Genomic DNA, 23,081 nt, shown 5'->3' with positions numbered 1-23,081 from the left:
GCCGATGTCACTAGCATGCGAGTGGCGTCAAGACGCCTGGCGCCTTGACGCCACCTGGGTGCCTGTCCGCAGCCGGACCACGCCAGGCTCGAGCGTCAGGAGCGCAAGCAGTCGCCGGACGAAGCCGCAGGCGGCGGGAAGATGCGTAGGCGGGTCGAGCAGTTCGCGTCATGGCGTCGGTGCGGCAGCACGTAGCCACCCGCACTCATACGCCCCGCTCACCAGAACGGTGGGAATGCATCGCAAATCGGTCGATCCGCCAACCCGCGATTTTCTCCACCCACACCGCCTCAGCCCGCAACACTCCCGCCCTTTATAGGCGGAACTTCCTCCGAAAATGGCCTGCAACATCCTTTAGGATCAAGGCTTCGTATCGGGGGGATCTCATGTTGCAGTGGCTGGGCTTGTCTGCCCACGCAGAAGCTGTTTATCGGGCAATGCTCGAGCGACCTGACCACGGGGTGGCCGCCCTCGTCGCGGACACCGGACTGGACGAGCAGGCGACACGGAGCGCCCTCGACGAACTCGCCCGCCTCGCCCTACTCAAACCGTCGGGCCAAACGGGGGCCGGCCTCCGCCCGGTCAGTCCCGAAGTCGGACTCGCCACCCTGCTGGCCTCCGCCGAGGCGGAGATCGCTGAACGCCAGGCCCAGGTGGAAAGCGCCCGAGCGGAGATAGCAGCCATCGCCGCCGCCCACCTCGGCACGAGACTGTCCGACAGCGCCACCCGGCTCGAAGGCCTCGACGCGATCCGCACAAGACTGGAACAACTCCAGCGGACCACGCACTTCGAATGCCTGTCACTGAACCCCGGCGGTGCCCACCGCCCGGACGCCCGCAGCGCAGCCACTCCGCTCAACGAAGAGGCCCTGCGCCGCGGAGTCGTCATCCGAGCCGTGTGCCGCGACAGCTTCCGCAATGACCCCGACACCCTCGCGTACGCCCGATGGCTGACGGAGCGCGGTGGTCAGATGCGCACCGTACCCACCGTGCCCATACAAATGATCATCATTGACCGCCGTGTCTCCATCATTCCCGTCGATCCCGAGAACCCCCGCGCGGGCGCGCTCGAAATCCTCAGCCCGGGCATCGTCACCGCCCTCCGTGCGCTGTTCGAGCAGTGCTGGTCCGCAGGTACACCCTTTGGGGCGCCTGCCCGCCCCGACTCCAACGGCTGCACCCCCACAGAACGAGCGCTCCTGGCCCTCGCCGCCGCGGGCGACACGGACGAAGCCGCGGCCCGCACGCTCTCCGTCTCCCCCCGCACCGTCAGCCGCATGATGTCCAACCTGATGGAGAGGCTCGAGGCGGTCAGCAGATTCCAGGCAGGGGTGAACGCCACGAGGCGCGGATGGCTGTAGCGCCGGTACAAACCCGATAGCACGGCGGGGGCGATGTCGCGGACCCGGTGGCCGAGCAGGTCATCGGCCCGCACGTAGCCGCGGTGGCCGACGAGGTTAAGGGCCCCGACCGTCCGGGGGGTGCCGAGCGGGGCGGTCGAGACGGGATCGCGACCGCCCAGGCGTGGGACCGGCTCCGTCTCCGGTCGACACGCAGGGCCGCGTGGGGGGATCACGGGGGCCGTCGCCGATCATCGAGGGCACGGTGATCCGGTCGGCCGTGGCGAAGCCGCCCAGCGGCGGGGGTCGACAAGCCGGTCCGACTGTGGTGCTCGGGCACGGGCGCCCTCGCGAACGTCGACCGGTGTGGGTAGGCGTTCCTGCGCAGGTTCGACGTCGAGCACACGTTCCGCCTGCTCGAGCGGACCCTCGGCCGGACCCGGCCCGAGCTCCGCGACTCCGCTGCGGCCGACCGCTGGACCTGCCTCGTCCTGGCCGCCCACGCACAACGTGCCTCGCCCGCCCGCTCACCCCAGACCTTCGCCGGCCGTGGGAACCACCGGCGGAACCGAACAAACCCACCCCCGCCCCCGCCCTCAGGCTCCGGGGAGGATACGGCGCGTTTCGTAGGCCCACATCGCGATCTCGACCCGGTTGCGGGCGCCGAGTTTGGCCATCAGGCTGGCCAGATGTGTCTTCACCGTGCTGAGGCTGATGTGTAGTGCGTCGGCGATCTCGGTGTTGGTCAGCCCGCGAGCGACGGCGAGGAGCACCTGCTCCTCTCGGGCGGTGACCGGGGAGACCGGCTGGGCCACGGGCCGGCCGGCGGGCAGGTCCGCGAAGGCCTGGAGCAGACGGACGGTGACGCTGGGCGCGATGAGCGCCTCACCGCCGGACGCCGACCGTACGGCCTGGGCCAGGAGGTCTGGTCCCGTGTCCTTGAGAAGGAATCCGCGGGCGCCGGCACGCAGTGCGCCATAGACGTACTCGTCGAGGTCGAACGTGGTGATGACGACCACGGCCGGCGGGTCGACGACACCCGGGCCGGCGACCAGCCGGGTGGCCTCCAGCCCGTCGAGTACGGGCATGCGGATGTCGAACAGACAGACGTCGGGGCGCAGTTCACGGGCCAGACGTACCGCCTCCAGCCCGTCGGCGGCCTCGCCGACCACCTCGATGCCGGGCTGGGCGTTCAGCATGATCCGCAACCCGGTGCGGATGATCGTCTGGTCGTCAGCGACGAGGACGCGAATGGACACCGCTCTCGCTCCTCGCTCTCGGCAGTTCGACGTCGACATGCCAGCCCCGGTCGGTACCCGGGCCGGCTTGTAGTGTGCCGCCGAGCAGCGTCGCGCGCTCGCGCAATCCGGTAAGTCCGTATCCGTCGCGACCCCGGCCGGTGCGCCGGCCGTTGTCGCGCACGCTCACCCGCACCATGTTCCGTGCCGCGGCGACCCGGACGACGACCTCGGTCGCGTCGACCGCATGGCGCATCGCGTTGGTCACCGACTCCTGCACGATCCGGTAGACGGCCGCGTCCACGGCCGGGGGCAGCGCGTCCAACTCGCCGTCGAGCCCCAGGTCGACCCTGAGGCGACCACCCGGCGTGCGCACCAGGCGCTCCAGATCCGCGACACCGGCGGGCGGGGCCAGCTCGGCGCCGACCCCGTGGTCGCGCAGCGCGGCGACCATGGCGCGCATTTCCTCCAGCGTGCGCGCCCCTTCCTCCTCGACTCCCTCCAGCGCCTCGACGGCGGCGGACGGGTCGGTGCCCGCGAGTACCCGGCCCGCCTGGGCGATGATCACCATGGCCGACACGTGGTGGGCCACCGTGTCGTGCAGTTCCCGGGCGAGCTGCTCGCGCTCGCGGGAGCGCACCTGCTCCAACTGCCGCTCGCGAGCGGTCACCCGGAACCGCACGGCAGCCCCGACCACGCCGGGCAGCAGCAGGAAGACGAAGCCCACGACCTTTTCGACGACCGGGGTCTCGTCCGTGACGACACACAGCGCGCCGACCGCGAGGATCACCGCGCCGCCCAGCACGATCTCGCGTCCCGATCCCCATCTGGGCAGCGCGTACACCAGCACGAGCACGACGGCGCCGGTGTACAGGCCGACGGGCTCGCGCGGTGCGGCGACGAGCGAGGCCACCGGAAGCAGGGCCACCGATCCGAACGCCAGCGTCACCATCGCCAGCGGGCGGGTCCGGCGCCACAGGGGCAGCAGGCACAGCCATACGGCGATCACCACCGCCACCGGCCGCCACACGACGTTCTCGCGCAGGGTGGCCTCCAGCACCACAGCGGCAAGGCCCGCCGCGAGCAGCGCCCAGTCCCGACGCACCCGGGCGGGCGCGTGGGACGGCCGGGGTTCGGTCCACAGGGTTCGCAGGTCGTCTCGTAGCACGGTTCTCAGCCTAGGGACCACGGGGCGGCGCGCATCGGCCGAAAGGACGGGTCGTCGCTCCGCCCTGGGGCCGACGGATTCGCGGCTCGCGGGCTGATGCCGTGGAGCGCCGTGGCGACGAGCCTCGGCATCGGAGGCCGAACAAGGACGGCCGACGAGGTGGTTGGAGGACCCCGATGCTCTCGAAAGCCCTGTTGCGCCTGGGCACAAGCGCCGCCCGCCATCCCTGGCGGGTGATCGCGGCATGGCTGGTCGCCGCCACGCTCGCCGTCCTCGCCGCCGTAGCCTTCGGCGGGCGGACCGCGGACTCGATGACCGCTCCCGGACTGGACTCCCAGCGGGCCGCGGAACTGATCGAGCGAGCCGGCACGGGCCAGGAGGGGATGACCGCCCAAGTGGTCGTCACCCCCCTCGACGCCGGCGCGACGTTCTTCGACGACGACGGCGCGCGCACCGCTCTCACGCGGCTGGGGACCGAGGTGGAACGGCTGCCGCACGTGCTCGGCACGAGCGACCCGGCGGGGGCGCTCGACGCGGGCGAGGACACCGCCGTGCGCGGAGGCCTCGTCTCGGCCGACGGGCGGGTCGCGGTCGTCCGGGTGCAGTACCCCGACCAGAGCCGGCTGTCGGCGGAAGACCTCGACGCCCTCGTCGAACTGGGCGACCGGCTGCGCCCCGAGCTGCCGCTGCGCATCGAGATGGGCGGGAACCTCTTCTACGCCTTCTCCGACCCCGACGGCGGCGCGAGCGAGCTGATCGGCCTCCTCGCCGCGGCCACGATCCTGTTCCTGGCGTTCGGTTCGCTCGTCGCCGCCGCGCTGCCGATCGGCATGGCGGTCTTCGGGCTGACCGTCGGGGTGGCCACGATGACGGTACTGGCGGGGGTGACGGAGGTCCCCACCTTCGCACCGGTCCTGGGCAGCATGGTCGGGCTCGGAGTGGGAATCGACTACGCCTTGTTCGTGCTCGCCCGGCACCGTGAGTACCTCGCGCGCGGGCTCGATCCGCACGCGGCGGCCGGACGAGCGGTGGCCACAGCCGGGCGGCCCGTGGTCTTCGCCGGCGGCACCGTCGTCGTGTCGATCCTCGGCCTGGCGGTCGCGAACGTGCCGTTCATGACGGTGGGCGGGCTTGCCGTCTCGATCGTCGTCCTGACGATGGTGCTCGCGTCGGTGACGCTGCTGCCGGCCTTCCTCGGCGTGGCCGGCCCGCGGCTGGGCCGGACCGGCCGGATCGGCCGGATCGGCCGGATCGGCCGGGCACTTCGGGCCGGGCGGTCGGGCCGACGCGACCGACGGCGGGACGCGGCGGCGGGCGCCGTCCCCGCCGGGTGGCGGCGCTGGATCGGGCACGTCGGCCGGCACCCGGCGCCGTACGCGGTCGGCGCCGCGGCACTGCTGCTGACGGCGACGCTGCCCGTGCTCGGCCTGCGCGTCGGCCTGCCCGACGACGGCTCACTGCCCCACAGCCGTACCGAGCGCCGGGCCTACGACCTCGTCGCCGACGGGTTCGGCCCGGGCACCAACGGTCCCCTCGTCATCGCCGCGGACCCCACCGGTGATCCGGGAGTGGTGGACCGACTCGTCGCAGCGGTCGCGGCGGATCCGGGCATCGCATCCGTCGCGCCGACGCACACCGACCGGGCCACCGGCATCGCGACCCTCGTGGTCTTCCCGACCACCAGCCCTCAGGACAAGGCCACGGCCGACACCCTCGCCCGGCTGCGCACCGACGTGCTGCCCACAGCGATCGGGCAGAGCCCGGCCAGGGCCCACGTCGGCGGCGCCGCCGCGAGCCTGTCCGATGTGGGCCGACGCACCAGCCAACGCCTGCCGGTGTTCGTCGCCGCCGTGCTGGCGATGTCGTTCCTGCTGCTGATGCTGGTGTTCCGCTCGATACTCGTACCGCTCAAGGCGGTACTGCTGAACCTGCTGAGCATCGGCGCGGCCTACGGCATCATGGTCGCGGTCTTCCAGTGGGGCTGGGGAGGCGCACTCATCGGGCTGGAAGCGACGGTTCCGATCGTGTCGTTCATCCCGATGTTCCTCTTCGCCATCCTGTTCGGCCTGTCGATGGACTACGAGGTGTTCCTCCTCTCCCGCGTACGCGAGGAGTACCTGCGCACCGGCGACAACGGCACGGCGATCGTCGAGGGCGTCTCGGGCACCGCCCGGATCATCACCTCGGCGGCTCTCATCATGGTGGCGGTCTTCCTGTCCTTCGCCGTCGCCGACGACCCCTCCGCCAAGATGTTCGGGCTCGGCCTGGCCACCGCGATCTTCATCGACGCCACGGTCGTACGCATGGTGCTGGTACCGGCGACCATGACACTCCTCGGCCGGAGCAACTGGTGGCTGCCGAAGTGGCTGGACCGGATGCTTCCCCGCGGCCCGGTCGGCACCGACGACACCGACGCGGAACCCACGGGTGAGGCTCCGCGTCCACGGCCGGCTGACCGTTGATTCGCTTCCTGCCCGTTCTTGGCGTCCGGGTACGTCCCTTCGCGGGGAAGCGCGGCGGCGAGAGGAACCGTGTTGCCGAAGCGGACGCCAAGAGGCGTCTGGTGTAGGGCGCGCTGCGTCCGGGCTCGAGCCGGGGGATGCGGACAGCGGTAGGGAGATCAGCAGGACCGCCGAGCGGCTGCTGAGGGTGCGGGCCGCTTCGGTGAACCGGTAACGCTGAGAGACGGGCAGCGGCCGCCCACGAGGACGGCCCGTACGCGGCCGACCCGCGCCTCCACCGGCGCAGCACGACACCGACGGCCGCCGACGTCGCTGACGGGAAGCCGCCCCGCCCGCACACCGCCGAGCAGGACTACCTGCCCCGCCCGTGCACGGTGTCCCCCGCACCGGCCGTGGAATACCGGAGCTGGGAGCCGCCGTCCTGAGCCGCCGGTGCGGGCCGCCGGCCCGGGAGTCGCTCACATCAGCGGAGGAGAACCGCACGTGTAGGGGTACGAGTCGTCCGGATCGACCGTGGGTACGCTGTGCAAGCCGCGCGCTGCCAGGAGAATGATCCCGGTCACGAGCATGAAGACGCCGACGCCGAGGCACCACGCCACCCCCGTTGTCGGGCGGGCATGCGACGTCGGGCCACCGGTGTGCGTGAACAGCCCGATGAGCAGGAGCAGCAAGCCGAGTGCGGCGGTGCCCACGAATGCTCGCTTCAGCCCGTCGGTGTCGTCCGTCGGATCCGGCACCGGCGAGGCCGCGGTCGACGGCGGCACCGGGTCGGCGGTGCCGCCGTCGAACTGGGTTGCGCCCTGGGCAACCTGTGGCCGGCCTGCGGCTTCGCCGTTCTCCTGTGGGACGGGGTGGCGGTCGAGGACCTGGCCGACAGCCTGCAGCGCCGGGGCGAGCATCCCGTCCTCGACGTGTGTGTCCTGGCCGGCGTGAGTCGCTGCGAGTTCCACCTGAAGGCCCACCAGGTCCTCGCGCAACCGGGCGGACTCCACACGGAGGCGGTCGCGTTCCTGCCGTAGGGATGTCGCCTCTGCGGCCGAGTCCTCCAGCAGGCCGCGGAGGTCCCGGATCCTGTTCTCCTGCGTGAGCAGGTCCTGCCGCAGGCGCGCCTCTTCCTCCCCCCGCGCCCGCAGCTGCTCCTCGTATTCGGCTCGCACCTGGTCGAGCCGGGCGTCGAAGGAGGTGCGGTCCCGTCGGCGGGCGTCCTGTTCCGCTTCGATCAGGGTGTTCAGGCGGGTGGTCTCGCGTCGGTCCTGCTGTCGCCGTGTGCGGAGCGCGTCCTCGGCCGCGGCGAGGGCCCGGCTCGTCGCCTCGTGCCGGGCCAAGAGGTCGTCGTAGTCGGCCTGCTGCCGGCGGTGCTCGCCGAGGGCGTCCTCCAGCCGGGCCTGGACCCGGTCGTGGAGGACGACGGCCTCCTCGTAGGCGTCGGCCATCACCAGGCGTTCGGCGAACGCCGGATGTGCCTCCCCCAGAGCCGCGGTGTGCAGGCGCAGCGACAGGGCCCGGACCTCCTCGCTCGCACCGCAGAGCCGGATGATCGACTCCACCGTGGAACGGTGGGGGAGCCGGTCTCCCGACAGGTTCTTCGACAGGGCCGAGGCGCTCAGGGCCACACCCGGGGCGACGTGCTTGCTGGCCAGGTCCGCGGCCCCGATCAGGGACCGCAGGTGCTCGACGAGCGCCAGCTTGTGCGGGCGGTTCCTGAAGACCTCCGTTTTCAGCGGGTTGAGCGGCCGGCGGGCCGGCGGCCGGGGCTCCCCGGAACCGGCGGGCCCTTCACCGCCGGTTCCCTCCTCGGCAACACCTGTCATGCCTGTTCTCCCGGTTGACAGTTACGGAAAGAAGATCGTTGCCCTTGGCGCACCCGCCGCCACGACGCGACGCTCGCACCACACCCCGCCGCACGCCGCTCCAACGGCAGGCCTGCGGAGGTGAACTCCTGCGACCTTCCCTGTACTGAGGAGAACCATCGTGCCGAGCCGTCGCGCCCCTCGGGGCAGCTTTTCCGTAGATCTCGCCGTATTCCTGGCGATCCTGGCCACCGGCGTCGTCCTCGTCCTCGTCGGCCACGTCTCCCCCGAGGCACTCGCCGGCTACGCCTCCGCGCTCGCAGGCCTCTACGCGGCCTGGCACCACCGCCCCCGAGGCGGAGAGACCCAGCAGCCCCCTCCCGAAGTCCCGCCCGCGCCCGAGCGGTAGAGACGGTCACCTCACGCCACCCCATCCGCAGGAACTCCTCGCGCCGACGCAACCCACCCTCCGGACCACGCGCCCGGCGGGCACCCGGCTCGCCGGCGCGGCATGTGCAGCCGCAGGGCGTCGCATCATCGGCCCGTGCGGTGCCGGAGACGCGCTTGCCCGGGGCGGCGGAAGGCGGGTGATGCGGGATCCGGTCCTGGGGGGTGAGCCCGTGCTTGCGCACATCCGACCGCGCAGCCGCGTGCGAGGCCGTACGGGCAGGCTTCCGCTCGGAGGCGGTCGCCTTCGTCGTGTGCCGGTAGGTCAGGTCCGGTGAGGCGATCCCTTCCTGCCGAAGTCCGGCAACCGGACCGGCTCACGGGTGCCGTCGATGGCCCGTGACCCGCCGCGGAGCCCCCCATACCGTTGCCCCCGTACACGAGCAGGGCATACGGGGGCAGGGACATGGTGGATGAGACGGTACGTACAGACGCCGGGCACCGTACGGAAGTCTTCGCGTGGCTGGGCCTCGCGCTGCTCCTGGGCGCACTGTCGGCACTGGTACTGACCCCCCAGGCCCAGCATCTGCGCTCGCTCCGCGACGGTGTGCGCGCCGACGCCACGATGCATACCCGCGGCACGTGTGCGCTGGGACGGTGCAAGGTCGCCTTCGAGGCACAGGGCCGCACCGTCGTGGCGGCCTTGCCGCCGGGCAGTAGCGGCAGCCAATACCCCGTGGGCGCGCACCTCACCGTCCGGTACCGGGCGGACGATCCCCAGGTGGTCGCCGGCGCGGCCGACGTGGAGGGAGGCGAGGCGACCTTGCTGGCCGCCTCGACCGGCGCGGGGGCCGTGGTGTTCCTGCTTCTACCGGTCATGAGAACGGTGGGCCGGGCACGGCGGCGTGCTTCGTCCAGCGGGGTCGGATGACGGCGCGAGGGCCGACCGGCCTTGCCGGCACCGGCTTCTACGTTCTGACCGCCTTTCACCTGGAGGAGTACAAGCATGCACAACCCGGTGGCAGAGCGGGACGACCTGGCCTTCGACTTCGGAGCGACCGCGCTGGGAAGATCTTTCCACTACGACTGGACCAATTACGCCGTCAGTCCGTTGGACCACATTGCCCAGCGGTACGGGGAAAGGGGCGACCCGACCCCGATCCTCCTGCTCGTCGAGGACCTCCTGCGCCTGCGTGACTCCGACCTCAGCGGCGGGGAGATCAACCTGCTGTGGTGTGCCACGGACATCGCCCTCGGCGCTCCGGTGACTGCGGGCAAGGAGCGCGACTGGCTGCAAGAGGTGGGGTCCTTCGTCGTTCCCCTCGCGAAATCGCGCGGTGCTTCGACCGCCGCCTGCTCGACCTACCCGGAGTGCGTGCCCGACGGCACCTCCCCGGCGGCAGCTGTCGGCCGACCGGGCAAGGCCCTCGGCCCATCGGATCATCGGTGGGCCGAGGGCCTTCGCGCATTCGTCCTCAGGCAGGTGATGCGTCGGGCCACCGCCCGCCAGCGCTCGACGCGTGTGTCGCGCGGCTGATGAGCCCTGCCGGGGCGCCGGTCACGAGGACTACCGGCCGCCTACCGCATCGGCCTGCGCCGACCACCCGGTCCGCGAAGACATTGTTTCCCGCTGCAGCGGACGATGCCGGCGCGAGTGGGGCGGAGCGGTTCGGGCCGGGCGGGTCCCGTGAGCGATGCGTTCGCTCCGTCGCCGCGGTTTCAGCATCGGCATGGGCTTCCGTGATTGCCTTGCGGTCGGTTGTTCTCGACGACGGCTTCGGCCCCGCGCCACGTTGCATCCCTGAGTGACAGAGCGTCTGGCTCTCCTCTCGCAGAGCGGTACGCGTCCACGCTGTCCGCTCCCGGGCGCGGCGCGGGCGCGGCGCGGGGGCGGCTCAGGCGTGCGCGTCGGCATCGGCGTCGACGTAGGCAGGCAGTTGCCAATCGCCGCCGCGGTCCTCCTTGGAGAAGCGCGCGACCAGGTCGGGGATCCGGAAGAAGCAGGCCAGCGCGGTGGCGTTCTGGAAGGCGCTGATGGCGTGTTTGTTCAGGGGCATGCCCACGCGCAGGATGCGGGGGTCGACCTCGCTCTGGATCTCGTCGACGAAGGGCCGCAGGACGCGGTCGTAGTTCGCCAGCGCGGTCGGCAGATCGTCCGCGTACCGGTTGATCTCGCCGGCCAGGACGTACGCGCCGACGAGCCCACCGGAGGTGCCCATGCCGCTGTAGGGGGAGGCGCAGTGCGCGGCGTCACCGGCCAGGGCCACCCGGCCTTCGGACCAGCTGTCGATCCGCACCTGTGCGATCTCTTGGGAGTAGAAGAACGGGCTGTCCTTCATGCCTTCGACGAAGCGGTCGGTCTGCCATCCTGCGTCCCGGAACCGGTCGGCCCAGAACTCCTGCTGCCGCTCGACGGGCGCGCGGTGGATCGCGGACGCTTCCGCCGACTCCTCGCGCATCACGAAGTACACCTGCGTCTCGGTCGCGTTGTGGCTGCGCCGCATGATCTGCCGGCCGCCCGGGACCATGTAGGTGTCGCGGATGTTGCTGTCGGAGGCGATGCGCGGCACGAACCAGTAGGCCATGTGGATGCCCACGCGCCAGTACGGGTCGAGGCCTTCCGGCAGCAGGGCTCGGCGGGTGCGCGAGCCTTGCCCGTCGGCGCCGATCAGCAGGTCGTACGCGGCGGAGGTCCCGTCGGAGAAGGAGGCCGTGACCCGGTCCGCGTCTTGATCGAAACCGTCGACGCTCTTGCCGAAGACGTGTTCGGTGTCGTCCTTGGTCGCGTCGTGGAGGATGCGCACGAGGTCGCCGCGCATGATCTCGTACTGCGAGGTGAGGGTCTGGCGACCCTTGCCGGAGGTGTTCGCCATGATCGTCGCTTTCGGCCTGCCTCGGTGGTCGACGAAGGCCACGCCCGCCTCGTCCACCAGCCGGCCGCGCACCGTCTCCAGGAGCCCCATGCGCTCGATCGCCTCGATGCCCTGCCCGCGCAGGTCGACCTGCGCGCCTGTGGCGCGCAGTGCGGGGAAGCGCTCGACGACCGTCACCCGGTGACCGCCGCGGGTGAGCCAGAAGGCCAGCGCCTGCCCTGCGATGCCGCCGCCGGCGACGAGGATCCGCAGCGAAGGCTTCGCGATCTCGTGCGCCATGCCCGACCCCATCCAAAATCTATCGGTGATTGATTCCTCCTCAGAGTCATCTATCACCGATAGAATGTCAACGTGACCAAGATGAACCGCGAAACCGTCGTCACAGAGGCGTTGGATCTGCTGGACGAGGTGGGCCTGGAAACCGTCAGCACTCGACGGCTGGCCAAGCGCCTCGGCGTCGAGCAGCCGTCGCTCTACTACCACTTCAAGACCAAGAAGGACCTCCTGGCGGCCATGGCCGAGGTGGCCATGGCCCCGCACGCCGACGCGCCGCTGCCCTCCCCCGGGGCTGACTGGCGCGAGTGGTTCCTGGAGAACGCCCGCAGCTTCCGCCGCACGCTCCTGACGCGACGTGACGGCGCCCGACTGCACGCCGGCAGCACCCCGATCGCGGACCTCGACCGGATCCGCAGCAAGATGGCCTTCCTGGTCCGTTCCGGGGTGCCCGAGCGGGACGCTCAGATGGCGATGCTGGCGGCCGGCCGCTTCACCGTCGGCTGCGTGCTGGAGGAGCAGGCGGACGCTGACTCGCCGCACGGTGAAGACCTGCCGGACGACGTCCCCGTACTGGATCACGAAGAGGCATTCGAGGCGGGCCTCGCGCTCATCCTCGGCGGCCTCGAACGGCACACCGCGGCAAAAGGGCGTCGCGAGCGGGCGAGCGGCCCGACTTCGTCGTGACGAGTTCTTCCTGCCGACGTGGGACGGTTCGCAACTGCCGTGCACGGTCACGACACGGCCTTCCTTCCTTCCTTCCTTCCTTCGCGTCTCCGCCGGGAGGCGCCTAGACCTGGCTACCTCCCCTCGAGGGGAACGCGCATGATGTCGCTGCAGAACCCGGAACTGCCGGGGAACGCCATCATCCGTCTGACCTCGTTCGGCCACCTGCACCTGCCCGCGGGCCCGGACGGCTCCCCCGTTCCGCCCGCCGTCGACCGGATCGAAGACGTCCACGACCGGCTCCGCGAACCCGCCGCCACCGCCCGGGACATCCTCGGCCTCGACGGCTTCCGCCTCCGCGTCCAGGACGTCGTCCTCGGTACACCCGGCGCCCGCCGGCTGCCGGCCGACCTCGCCGACCATGCCGACCTCCCCGCCGACCCCAGCCGCATCGCCATCGGCCGCGCGGGCGGGTGGGCGGTCGGCACCGGTCGTCGACCGGACTACCGGGGGACACGCCGGACCTGAGCGCCTTCCCCGCTCGGCCCGGTCGGTAGGCGTTGCGCGTTGGGACGGTAACGGGGGCGACGGAGTCGAACGAGCGCTACCGTGGTGTCCGCCCATCCGCCGCGGCCCCGAGACCGGTTCACCTGAGGAGCCAGGTGACGACGGCCTCGGCGGCGCCGCTCACGGCGGCCAGCGCGAGGAGTCGTAGGCCTACGGCGAGCCGGCGGCGGGTACGGGGGGACGGGTTCGGGGTGTCGGTGTCGGTGTCGGCCATGACAGTTCTCCTTCGCCACGTAGCGGGTCGCCCGGTGCGGCCCGTCTGCGGCGCCCAGTACCGCTCTTCCGGGGGGTTTCCGGCGAGGTTTCCGAGCGCTGTGGAGGCCTGTGCGGCCGTGAAGAGCCTGATGGGCTGAGGTGGGCTGACATCTCACCGTTTTTACGGGGAGTTGGGAGGGTGACGGTGGAGGAGCGGGCGCAGCGGTTCTGGGCGGAGCTCGCGGCGGTGTACAAGAGCGCGGGAGACCCGACGCTCAAGAGCCTGGTGCGCCTCGGAACTCAGCAGACCCCGCCGGTGAAGATCTCCGCGTCGACCATCCACGACTGGCTCAACGGGCGCACCGTGCCGAGCAGGGACTACGACCGGTACGTGATGGCACTCGTCGACTTCCTCCAGCGGGAAGCGGCGCGCGCGGGGAGCGGATACGCACAGCGGCCCGAGGGACGGTGGCAACAACTACTGGCGGCGGCCCGCCAGGAGCGCGAGGCCGCACGCGGCGGCCGGCCCACGACGCGGGCCACGTCGCCGGGCCCGTCACCCGGTGCTGTGACGCTGCCCCCGGACCCGGCGGGATTCACCGGCCGTGCGGCCGAACTGGACCTGATCCTGGAACTGCTGGACCCGGACGGTGGCCCCGGTGGCGGTCCGGGCGACGCCGCAGCGGCTGCGGTGGTGGTATCGGCGGTAGCGGGGATGGGAGGCGTCGGTAAGACGGCCCTGGCTGTGCACGCCGCTCATCACGCCCGGGAGCGAGGGTGGTTCCCGGGCGGGATCCTCTTCGCCGACTTGCGCGGCTACAGCAACGGGCCGCAGGTGGAGGTGGGCGCGGTCGCGGACCGGTTCCTGCGAGCACTCGGCGTGAAGGTGAAGGATCTGCCGGACACCGATGCGAAGCTGGATGCCTGGCGCCTTCACCTGAACACCCAGGCCGCACAGGGCCGTCCGCTCCTCGTCGTTCTGGACAACGTCCGCGAACCCGGGCAGATCGGTGCCCTCCTGCCCGCAGCGCCGCACCGGGCCCTGGTCACCTCGCGGCACACCCTGTCCTCGCTGCCCGCCCGCCGCGTCGACGTCTCCCCGCTGAGCCCGGCCGACGCCGTCGACCTTCTGGACCGGACGCTGCGCGACGCGCGCGTCGCCGGGCAGCGCGATGACGCCCTGCGGCTGGCGCGGCTGTGCGGGCACCTGCCCCTGGCGCTGAAGATCATCGGTGCCCTGCTGAGGGACGACCCCGTCCGGTGCCTGGCAGACCAGGCCGACGAACTGCAGGACGCCCGGGACCGCCTGGACCTGCTCACCTACGACGGGGACGACGACGAAGGCCGTCCCCTGGCCGTGCGGGCATCGCTGGAACTGTCCTACCAGCACCTGGCCGAGCCGCAGCAGCGCGCACTGCGCCTACTGGCCGCGGCGCCCGGGCCGGACGTGTCGACCACCGCGGCCGTCGCCCTCCTCGGCAGGACCGCCACCCACGCCCGGCGTCTCCTGGTCGGCCTGACCAGGATCCACCTCCTGGAGCCCGCCACCACAGGGCCGGAGCGCTGGGCGATGCACGACCTCGTCCGCCTCTTCGCCGACGACCTCGGCCAGAGGGAGGCAGCAGGCGATGACCGGGCGGCGGCGGTGTCGGGCCTGCTCCATCACTACCTCGCCACCGCTCAGGAGGCCGACTCCCACCTGTGGCCCGAGCAGACCAGGCCCGCCTCGGGGACCTTCACCGACCGGAACCAGGCGCGGATGTGGCTGGACGCCGAGCGGGGCAACCTCGTCGCGGCCGCCCTCGCCGCCCCCGCACATCACCCGGCCGCCACCGGCCTCGCCCAGGCCCTCGCCACGTACTTCACCCATTTCGGCCACTTCACCGACTCCATCCGCCTGAGTACCGCGGCCGCCGCCGTCTTCCGCCAGGCCGGCGACCGCCTGGGCGAGGGCGACGCCCTGAACACCCTTGGCGCGGCCCTCGTCTCGGTACGCGACCTCGAACGGGCCGCCGACATCTTCCGGGAGGTCGTCGACATCTGCCGGGATGCCGGCGACCGCCGCCACGAGGCCATGACGTTGCACAACCTGGGCAGCGCTCTGATGCGCCTGGAGAGATTCCCCGAAGCGGCCGAGACCTTCCACCGCGCCCTCGCCCTCTTCAGCGAGACCGACGATCTGTTCGGCCAGACCCAGACGATGGGTAGCATGGCGGCCCTCGCAGTGGACGCGGGCCAGCCGGAGCATGCCGTACACACCCTCACGGAAATCGTGGCCCTCTTCCGCACCATGGGTGCCCGCGGCAGCCTGGGCATGGCTCTGAGCAACCTGGGGGTCGCCCTGGCCAGGTTGGGCCGACCGGACGAGGCCGTCACGGCATACACCGATGCCCTCGCCGCTTTGCGCCACGCCGGCGACCGCCAGGGCGAGGGCACGACGTTGCGCAGTCTCGGCTCCGTCCTGGTCGAGTCAGGTCGGGCGGAGGAGGCCGCCAGGACACTCACCGACGCGATCGCCGTCTGCCAGGAGACGGACGACCGCCACGGCGAGGCCATGGCGCTGACCGACCTCGGCCTGCTCCGGTACCAGGAGCGGAGATTCTCCGACGCCGTCGACCACTTCACCACCGCCGCCACCCTCTTCGGGGAGACGGGCGACCGCAACCACGAGGCCTCGACGCTGAACAACCTTGGCGGCGCCCTCGTCGCAACAGGCAGGCTGACCGACGCCATCGACGTCGGAACCCGCGAGTTACGGATCTGCCGCGCACTCGGCGACCACGAGGGCGAGGGCATCGTGCTGAAGAACCTCGGGCGCACGCTGTCCGAGCTCGGCCACTTCGATGAGGCCGCCGACCACCTCACCGACGCCGCCGCGGTCTTCCGTGAGCTCGGCGACCGAGACCGCGCAGCTGAGGCGCTGCTGCACGCGGTCGCGGCGCGGGCCCGCGCCGCGCGAGGACAGCCTGATTGATCCCGTGCGGCGGGGCGCATGCGGGAAGCACTGTCGGAAGCACGAAGCACGAAGCACGCCCGCCTGGGCGGGGCGGGATCACCCGCGTGGCGCGCCGGCCTTCAGGGGTGCCTCCTCCCCGGACTACCGCTCGCCCGCCCCACGGCTGCCGCCCGGCCGGAGCGCCTCCGCGCCCCGAACGGGGCTTGCGGAACGCCGAGCTCTCGCGCTCCGGCCTCCGAAGTGATGGCATACGCTGCCCAGGGGCGGCGCGATGGGCGCGTCGGCCCTGGGGGCGGATACGCGGCGGGGGCCGATGACACAGCGACGAGACGCCGGACCGCAAGGGGCGCCCGGGGCGGTGGGGTTCCGTGTCGGCGGCGGCTGGGACTCCGCCCTGTCGGCGGGGGAGTTCGCGGCGGTCCGGGAAGCCGGATTCGATCCGGTCGGGCAGGTCCTCGGCACGACCGTCTTCTCTTTCGGCTACACCGGCGTCTGGGGCTGCCCGGGCGCCTGGTCCGTCGAGGAAGGCAAGAGGACGAGGCCCGTCACGGCGTGGGACTCGTCCTTCTCCCACCTGATGCGGTCCTTGTACACGGCGCGCCGGCTGGCGCTGAGCCGCGCGGTGGCCGACTGCCGTGCGCTCGGCGGGGACGGGATCGTCGGCGTGGAACTCCGGGTGGACGAACTCGACTCGGAAAAGGTCGAGTTCACCGCACGGGGTACCGCGGTCCGGGCCCGCTCACGCGTCCGGCCGCGGGCGCCCTTCACCTCGCACCTCACCGGCCAGGACTTCGCCAAACTGCTGCACCGCGGATGGGTCCCCACCGGACTCGTCCTCGGCATCGCCGTCGAAACCCGGCACGACGACTGGCGTACCAACCGCCGGACCACCTGGACCGCCGGGAACCAGGAGATCGACGGCTACACCCAGTTGGTCGGCCACGCCCGCCGCACGGCGCACGAGGAGCTGGCCCGCGACGCGGCCCGGCACGGCGGCGACGGGGTGGTGGTGGACGAGATGCGGCTGGTGGTGCGAGAGCACGAATGCCCTTCCTTCGGATACGGCCGCGACCTCGTCGCGGAGGCGGTCCTCGTCGGCACTTCCCTCGCCCGATTCGGCCGCACCGAGCGGCCCGCCGGGCCCGGACCACTGACCATCATGAGACTGGAGCGCGAGTACTGACATGAGCGAGCGAACGGGGCGGGAACCGGACGGGACGACCGCACGGCAGGCCGCGGACGGCATCCCCGAGGACGCGATGCGGCGGCTCGCCCAACTCCAGCCGGGCGAGAAGGGGTCGCTCTTCACCTCGGACCTCACGGTCAACGAGTTCCTGCTGGTGCGCGAGGCCGGCTTCCGCCCGCTCGGGCTGGTCCTCGGTTCCTCCGTCTACCACGTGGGCATCCAGCTCGGCCGGTGGTCGAAGAACCAGGAGCTGACCAGACTCTCCCAGGCCATGTACGAGGCGCGCGAGCTGGCGATGGGCCGGATGGAGGCGGAGGCGCACGCCCTGGGGGCGGACGGGATCGTCGGGGTACGCCTCGACATCGAGTTCAAGGAGTTCGGCTCGGACATCGCCGAATTCATCGCGGTCGGCACGGCCGTCAAGGCCGACGGCGCCGACCCGGGACCGGGCGGGAGCTGGCGCAACAACAAGGGCAGGCCGTTCACCTCCGACCTCTCCGGCCAGGAGTTCTGGACCCTGATACGCGCCGGGTACGCACCGCTGGACCTGGTCATGGGGTCGTGCGTCTACCACGTGGCGCACCAGCGCTTCACCCAGGTCATGGGGAACACCGGGCGCAACGTCGAGATCGAACCGTTCACCCAGGCCCTGTACAACGCCCGTGAGCTGGCGATGAGCCGGATGCAGGCGGAGGCGCAGGCCCTGGAGGCCGAGGGGATCGTGGCGGTTCGATTGCGGCAGCACTCCCACCACTGGGGAGCGCACACCACGGAGTTCTTCGCCATCGGGACGGCAGTGCGCCCGCTGCGCGAGGACCACGTCATCGACCGGCCGTCCTTGGTGCTGGGTCTCGATGCCTGAGATGGACGCGGAACTGCTGGCCGCCACCCTGCGCCGGGACAGAGCGGAGCTGAGCCTCTACGTCGCCGTGCTCTCGGTGACCCTCTCGGAATCGCTGCCGCCCGGCACCGTCCGCGTCGAACGCAGACGCTCCCTCGCGGAACGCCTCTCCGGGCGCGAGGGCACGGTCACGGGGCTGGACATCGTGCTCGGTGAGCGGCGGCTCTCGCTGCGGATCGAACGGGGCGAAGTGGCCGGGGAGGTCTGCCACGAGGTACGGGGCATCGTGCTCTCGCGCCGCCAGGTGGACCTCGACGAGTGGATCGACGCCCTGGCTCGCGCCCTGACCGACGCCGCGGCATCCAGCACCCGCGCCCGCCAGGCCGTGGAGCGCTTCCTGACCTGACCCGGCCGGGCCGGCCATGCCTGGCTGGGCGACGGGCAGGGACAGCGCCACGCCTTCTGCGCCGGCGCCGTGGCGCGGGGGGACGGCAACGCCGAACTGGGGTGTATAGGGGGCGCGTCCGTCGAGCGTCGCTAGCCGAGTAGGTGGCTGATGCCCCCCTGGCCGCTTTCGCCGTTCCACAGCACGGCCACCAGCCAGATCGGTGCCCACCCCACAGCCTCGCCCACCTCTCCTGGCAGAAGAGCGGCGGCAAGCAGCCAGACAACGGGTAGAACGGCGGGCAGCAGGCAGCAGCACCAGCCGTGCTTCCCCACGGTGGGCTGTGGTGGTGTCGAATCTGTGGGCATCCTCTGAAAATAGGCAGCGCCGGCAGCCCCGCACATGAGTACCCGTACTCATGAGCTGCCCCTGACCGCGTCGGTGTCCTGGCCTGCGGATGTGCCGACAGCTCCCGCCGCTGCGGCGTGTGGAGAGGAGGGTCCCGGTGTCCCTGCACGCCCGATCGCGAAGGCTGAACCCCTGCTGAAGGGTTCGGGGGGCGGCGGCCTTGCAGCCGTTGCCGCTGTGCCCTTGTGGTTCAACCGAACCGGACGATGCGTGAGACGGACAGCCGCCGGGGGAGCCGGTTGGCCACGTGGACGACGGAGAGCCGGCGCGGGCTATGTCCGTGGGGAGGCCCCGGGCCGCGGTCACGTACCACCACGGCTTGGAGCTGGTTGGACGGCGCCCCGTTCTACGTGATCCCTGACGACCTATCCGCCCACCTCAACGGGAGAATCCGCAGGTGGGCAGCCCGCGACAAGGCCGAGCCGTGCTTCGCCCCGACGCCGTACCGTCCCGCGCCTTGCGGATGGTGAAGTTGGTGCACGTCAGCGCCTCAGGCAGAATCACGTTCGACTGCAACGGGCCGTGAAGTGCGGCTTCGTGTCGGCGGGAAGGCCTTGGGGTGGGTTTCGACGAGGAGTGGCGGCAGCTGCGGGCCGCCGCGACGGCACGGGTGAACTCGGGGGCGCCGGCGGAGCCGGTCGCGCGGGTGCCTGAGCCCGAACCCGCCCCGGTGGACGCGGCCGCGGCCCGTGAGGCGGTACTGGAGCGGCTGGCGGACTTCCGCAGCCGCGTCGTGCTGGTGCCCTTGGACGAACGCGGCGGTCTGTGGACGGCGGAGCTGGGCGGGCTGGACTGGATCTGCGCGTTCTCGGGCCTGGAGACGCTGGCCCGGTTCGCCGACGCGCGCGGTGAGGCGGAGCGGGAGTGGCCGTACCGGCGGATCGTCGGGGAACGGCTGCTGGACGAGGTGATCCCGGCGCTGGATTTCCCGTGCGGGGTGGCGCTGGACGCGGCGGGGCCGGACGGGATCGTCTTCCCGCCGATGCGGGGGCTGGTGCCGGACGGTGCCGCGCTCGACGGGGACGGACGGAGGGAGAAGGCGTGAGCGGGGACGGGGCGGACATCGATGTCTCGAAGCAGGCGCTGGCACAGATAGCGCAGGGCATCACGGACACGCTGGGCGAGCTGAAAGAGCTCGGGATGGTCGGTTCGGCCAGCATGGGCCGGGGCTTCTCGGATCTGACGCTGTCGGGGATGGAGAGCGGGAACGAGGGCCTGACGGCGTCGATGAAGACGTTCTGCGAGCGCTGGGAGTGGGGTGTGCGCGCGCTGGTGCAGCAGGGCAACCAGTTCGCGTTCGACGTCGGTCTGTCGGCGGGTGTGATGCACGAGCAGGACCAGTACATTCAGGGCAGCTTCAAGGTGCTGACGAACTCCGCGATGGGCAATCCGTACGCGTCGGAGCAGGAGATCATCGACAAGGACTGGGGCGGAGTCCTCTCCGACAACGTCTACACGCAGGTCCGGGACGCGGACTACAGCGACGAGTCCTTCGACCGGGCGCGGGAGAACAGCAAGGAGGCCTGGAAGGGCGCCGTGCGGGACGTGAACAGCTCGGACATCCTCCTCAGCAACCAGATCATCGACGCCGCCGGGCTGCGGGACGAGGTGGACGCGGCGGTCGACGACTGGGTCGGTCCGGCGCCGCAGCCGCAGCCGCAGCCCTCGGGCGGTGAGCGCTGATGCCGGACTGGGGCGGTCTTCTGGACAAGGGTCTGGAGAAGCTGGACGACGGCTGGGAGGGCGCGAAGAAGGTCGTCGGGCAGGGCGTCGACAAGGCCACCGACGGGATCGGCGCGGGGCTGGAGTACGTCGGGGCGGACGACTGGGCGGACAAGGTCGAGGACTGGGGCGACGACGTCGCCTCGGACCTCGGTGCTTCGGTCGGCGAGCAGCAACTCGGCCAGAGCGAGCAGGCGAACGAGCTGGTCCACGGCAAGCCGGCGAAGATCCGGGAGTCGGCGAAGCACCTGACCGACTTCCAGGGGGCCTTCGACCGGGTCGGCCAGGGCATGCGGGCACTGGACTCGGGCCACTGGAAGGGGCAGGCCGCCGACGCGTTCCGCACGAAGTTCGCGATGCATCCCAAGGACTGGCTGCACGCCTCCGACGCCTGCGAGGCGGCGGCGCGCGCGCTGAACCGGTACGCGGAGACGGTGGAGTGGGCGCAGAAGCAGGCGCAGCAGGCCATCGACCTGTACAAGGCGGCGGTGAAGGCCGCCAAGGAGGCCCACGAGGACTACGCCACCAAGGCCCACGCGTACACCGCGGCGGCCGAGGCCGGCAAGAACCCCGGACCGGTGCCCCAGAAGCCGGTCGACGTGGGCAAGGCCGACGGGACGCGGGCCCACGAGATCCTGAACGAGGCGCGCAAGCAGCGTGACGAGGCCGCGGCGAACGCGGCCAAGGCACTGGACGCGGCCCTGGAACACGCCCCGAAGGAGCCCTCGGCGACGGACCGGGCCCTGGCCGGGATATCCGACCACTTCGCCGGCCAGGCGGTGGAGCTCAACCACTTCGTCGGCGGCGTGGTCAAGGGCACGGCAGGCCTGCTCAACTTCGCGCGCGGCCTGAACCCGATGGACCCGTACAACCTGACCCACCCGGCCGAGTACCAGCAGAACCTCAACATGACCCTGGCCGGTCTGGTCTCCACGGCCGCCCACCCGGAACGCATCCCCGCCGGGCTGATCGAGACCCTGAAGGGCGACTTCAGCGAGGGCCTGGGCCGGTTCGTACCGGATCTCCTCGGGACCAAGGGCCTGGGCGGTGCCCGGGCGGGGACGAGACTCGCCCTGCGGGAAGGGCTGGAGGGAGCCGCCGGTACGGGTCTGCGGCACGCTGATGAATGGCTGACCGGTGGCAGGAGGCGGCCCCGGCAGCTCCTCGACGACCCGGCCCAGACCAAGTGGGCGGAGGACGCGTACGCGGACTTCATGAAGAGCGACCGGGACATCGACTCGATCAGCGGTCACACGCAGGGGCTGGCCCGGGACAACGGCTCCACCGGATTCACCCCGGAGGAGATCGCCGCGGTGAAGAAGCACGTGTTCGACACGGAACATCCCATCGTGGACTACGAAACGGGAGGTGTCGTGATGCGGAAGTTCGACGCGGATGCGGAGATCGCGGACGCCTGGATCCGGTTGCGCTCGGGAAACGGACTGCCGGAGGACCGGCTGCTTCTGGAACACGAGCTGGCCGAGCTCACGTACCTCCGCGAGCATCCGGGCTCCACCTACCAGGAGGCGCACCGGGTCGCGAACGAGACGCACAACTGGCAGGAATCCGGACCGCAGGACAAGCGCGAAGACATCGAAGGGGAATGGTAAATGGCCGCGATCGTGTATTTCCGGAAGGTCTCGGAGACCGAAGATCTGGTGGAGTACGAATTCGGTGACGACCCGGAGCGTTTCGAGCGACGGCTGACCATGGACAAGGCGTCCTGCACCTCGACGGTCCAGGACGAACTGGTCGACTACACCTTCCTGAAGGCGTCGCGGAAGCTCAACGCGCTGTACACGGAGCGGGGTGAGTGGCCGGAGCGGGGGATGAGCGTGAGCTGACCTGCCGCAGCGCGCCCGCGTGCGGCTGAGCGGCACGCCTGTCCGGACGCCGTCCCCGGCCCGCGACGCTTCGTCGCGCCGTTGCCCTCGCCGGTTCGGCGGTTCGGCGTGCCCGTACCGGTGGCCGGCAGCACTCCCACGCCGCCGAGCAGCCACAGGCCGGGGTCGTCTCCGGTCCCGGGGAGCTCGGCGGGCGGCGTGGAGGCGGTGCCGCCGGACGCGGTCCGGTCGGCTGCCGGGGGGACGGGAGCGGCGGCAGCGCCCGTCGCCCCGGACGCACCCCGCCCCGCGTCCGTTTCGGTCCCCGTCCCGTCCCCGCCTCCGCCTCCGTCGTGGTGCCTCTCTCCCCCCGAAGGTATGCACCTGATCGCCGATCCCTTCAGCATCGATACTCTGCGGGACAAGATCACGAGCATCCTCGGAGCCCCGCGGCCGGCTTCCGCCAGGCAGCAGCACCTCCCGGAACACCTCGTGGGGGGCGTCATCCGACCCCAAGACCCGACTCCGGCCGCCGGGAGCGTCGGCAAACCGGCTCGGCTTCACCGTGCTGGGGGGCACGTTCCAGCCAAGGCCCCGACGACATCCTGAGCTGCCTGTCCGGCCGCGCCAGTCGCCCGACTACCCCCTGTAGACCGGCAGGCCCTGCGCCCGCGCCTCCTCGGCCGGCCCTCGCAGCTCCTTCAGACGATTCGGTGAGCCGGCCATCGCCGAACCCGCTCACCCGAACCACACCACCCCGGGTCAGAAGCGTGACCGCCGTGCAGCTTCGCCGGCTGCCGG

The 23,081-nt window shown here is 71.5% G+C and carries 20 protein-coding genes; 15 read left to right on the top strand and 5 right to left on the bottom strand.

All coding sequences use genetic code 11. The features are described from left to right. Positions 1–386 precede the first annotated feature (386 nt). On the top strand, positions 387–1,361 hold the full coding sequence (locus tag ACGFYY_RS16360; RefSeq protein ID WP_393709920.1) for a LuxR C-terminal-related transcriptional regulator: 975 nt from the start codon (positions 387–389) through the stop codon (positions 1,359–1,361). 575 nt (positions 1,362–1,936) lie between these two features. On the opposite strand, the gene ACGFYY_RS16355 is transcribed toward ACGFYY_RS16360, so the two are convergent. Together ACGFYY_RS16355 and ACGFYY_RS16350 are read right to left on the bottom strand one after the other, a co-directional pair. Next, entirely contained in the window at positions 1,937–2,599 is a 663-nt protein-coding gene (locus ACGFYY_RS16355) for a response regulator (RefSeq protein WP_393709918.1), read from the bottom strand. Beyond that, complete coding sequence (locus tag ACGFYY_RS16350) at positions 2,574–3,746, bottom strand: sensor histidine kinase (RefSeq protein ID WP_393709916.1); 1,173 nt, start codon at positions 3,744–3,746, stop codon at positions 2,574–2,576. The genes ACGFYY_RS16355 and ACGFYY_RS16350 overlap by 26 nt, the downstream gene beginning before the upstream one ends. 176 nt (positions 3,747–3,922) lie before the next feature. Here ACGFYY_RS16350 and ACGFYY_RS16345 point away from each other — a divergent pair, with 176 nt between their 5' ends. Further along, positions 3,923–6,208 carry an MMPL family transporter gene (locus tag ACGFYY_RS16345; RefSeq protein ID WP_393709914.1) on the top strand — a complete coding sequence of 762 codons (2,286 nt, stop codon included), beginning with the start codon at positions 3,923–3,925 and terminating at the stop codon, positions 6,206–6,208. Between the two features lie 458 nt (positions 6,209–6,666). Here the strand turns inward: ACGFYY_RS16345 and ACGFYY_RS16340 are convergent, their stop codons facing one another. Next, positions 6,667–8,019, bottom strand: a complete 1,353-nt coding sequence (locus ACGFYY_RS16340; RefSeq protein ID WP_393709912.1) for a hypothetical protein — start codon at positions 8,017–8,019, stop codon at positions 6,667–6,669. A 160-nt stretch (positions 8,020–8,179) separates the two neighbouring features. Between ACGFYY_RS16340 and ACGFYY_RS16335 the strand changes: the two genes are divergently transcribed. From ACGFYY_RS16335 to ACGFYY_RS16325, 3 genes are all read left to right on the top strand, one after another. Continuing rightward, positions 8,180–8,407 (top strand): hypothetical protein, encoded by a 228-nt coding sequence (locus tag ACGFYY_RS16335; RefSeq protein ID WP_393709910.1) that lies wholly within the window; start codon positions 8,180–8,182, stop codon positions 8,405–8,407. 444 nt (positions 8,408–8,851) lie between these two features. After that, on the top strand, positions 8,852–9,316 hold the full coding sequence (locus ACGFYY_RS16330) for a hypothetical protein (protein WP_393709908.1): 465 nt from the start codon (positions 8,852–8,854) through the stop codon (positions 9,314–9,316). 75 nt (positions 9,317–9,391) lie between these two features. Next, positions 9,392–9,922 carry a hypothetical protein gene (locus tag ACGFYY_RS16325; RefSeq protein ID WP_393709906.1) on the top strand — a complete coding sequence of 177 codons (531 nt, stop codon included), beginning with the start codon at positions 9,392–9,394 and terminating at the stop codon, positions 9,920–9,922. A 358-nt stretch (positions 9,923–10,280) separates the two neighbouring features. Here the strand turns inward: ACGFYY_RS16325 and ACGFYY_RS16320 are convergent, their stop codons facing one another. Then, a complete protein-coding gene (locus tag ACGFYY_RS16320) occupies positions 10,281–11,537 on the bottom strand; it encodes an FAD-dependent monooxygenase (protein ID WP_393709904.1) in 1,257 nt (418 codons plus the stop codon). Between the two features lie 81 nt (positions 11,538–11,618). On the opposite strand from ACGFYY_RS16320, the gene ACGFYY_RS16315 reads away from it, so the two are divergent. Beyond that, complete coding sequence (locus ACGFYY_RS16315; protein WP_393709969.1) at positions 11,619–12,218, top strand: TetR/AcrR family transcriptional regulator C-terminal domain-containing protein; 600 nt, start codon at positions 11,619–11,621, stop codon at positions 12,216–12,218. Between the two features lie 138 nt (positions 12,219–12,356). Further along, positions 12,357–12,725: a hypothetical protein gene (locus ACGFYY_RS16310; protein ID WP_393709902.1), complete on the top strand. Its 369-nt coding sequence runs from the start codon at positions 12,357–12,359 to the stop codon at positions 12,723–12,725. Between the two features lie 118 nt (positions 12,726–12,843). On the opposite strand, the gene ACGFYY_RS16305 is transcribed toward ACGFYY_RS16310, so the two are convergent. Then, on the bottom strand, positions 12,844–12,978 hold the full coding sequence (locus ACGFYY_RS16305) for a hypothetical protein (RefSeq protein WP_393709900.1): 135 nt from the start codon (positions 12,976–12,978) through the stop codon (positions 12,844–12,846). A gap of 180 nt (positions 12,979–13,158) precedes the next feature. Here ACGFYY_RS16305 and ACGFYY_RS16300 point away from each other — a divergent pair, with 180 nt between their 5' ends. The 8 genes from ACGFYY_RS16300 to ACGFYY_RS16265 all read left to right on the top strand — a co-directional run bounded on the left by ACGFYY_RS16300 (position 13,159) and on the right by ACGFYY_RS16265 (position 22,301). Then, positions 13,159–15,933, top strand: a complete 2,775-nt coding sequence (locus ACGFYY_RS16300; RefSeq protein ID WP_393709898.1) for a tetratricopeptide repeat protein — start codon at positions 13,159–13,161, stop codon at positions 15,931–15,933. 340 nt (positions 15,934–16,273) lie between these two features. After that, positions 16,274–17,098 (top strand): heavy metal-binding domain-containing protein, encoded by an 825-nt coding sequence (locus ACGFYY_RS16295; protein ID WP_393709896.1) that lies wholly within the window; start codon positions 16,274–16,276, stop codon positions 17,096–17,098. 1 nt (position 17,099) lies between these two features. Further along, entirely contained in the window at positions 17,100–17,963 is an 864-nt protein-coding gene (locus tag ACGFYY_RS16290; protein ID WP_393709894.1) for a heavy metal-binding domain-containing protein, read from the top strand. Next, positions 17,956–18,348 carry a hypothetical protein gene (locus tag ACGFYY_RS16285; protein ID WP_393709892.1) on the top strand — a complete coding sequence of 131 codons (393 nt, stop codon included), beginning with the start codon at positions 17,956–17,958 and terminating at the stop codon, positions 18,346–18,348. The genes ACGFYY_RS16290 and ACGFYY_RS16285 overlap by 8 nt, the downstream gene beginning before the upstream one ends. Before the next feature lie 946 nt (positions 18,349–19,294). After that, positions 19,295–19,780, top strand: coding sequence for a hypothetical protein (locus ACGFYY_RS16280; RefSeq protein WP_393709890.1), 486 nt, complete (start codon positions 19,295–19,297; stop codon positions 19,778–19,780). Continuing rightward, the gene (locus ACGFYY_RS16275) at positions 19,777–20,418 is read left to right on the top strand and encodes a hypothetical protein (RefSeq protein ID WP_365270421.1); all 642 of its coding nucleotides are present in this window, start codon (positions 19,777–19,779) and stop codon (positions 20,416–20,418) included. The genes ACGFYY_RS16280 and ACGFYY_RS16275 overlap by 4 nt, the downstream gene beginning before the upstream one ends. Next, on the top strand, positions 20,418–22,067 hold the full coding sequence (locus ACGFYY_RS16270) for a putative T7SS-secreted protein (RefSeq protein ID WP_365270424.1): 1,650 nt from the start codon (positions 20,418–20,420) through the stop codon (positions 22,065–22,067). The genes ACGFYY_RS16275 and ACGFYY_RS16270 overlap by 1 nt, the downstream gene beginning before the upstream one ends. Then, the gene (locus ACGFYY_RS16265; RefSeq protein ID WP_393709887.1) at positions 22,068–22,301 is read left to right on the top strand and encodes a hypothetical protein; all 234 of its coding nucleotides are present in this window, start codon (positions 22,068–22,070) and stop codon (positions 22,299–22,301) included. It begins immediately after the preceding gene. Positions 22,302–23,081 lie beyond the last annotated feature (780 nt).

It is taken from the genome of Streptomyces sp. NPDC048331 (assembly GCF_043201215.1).
Classification (GTDB): domain Bacteria; phylum Actinomycetota; class Actinomycetes; order Streptomycetales; family Streptomycetaceae; genus Streptomyces.
The sequence above is the reverse complement of the archived record's forward strand: the minus strand, read 5'-3'. Positions and strand labels throughout refer to the sequence as shown.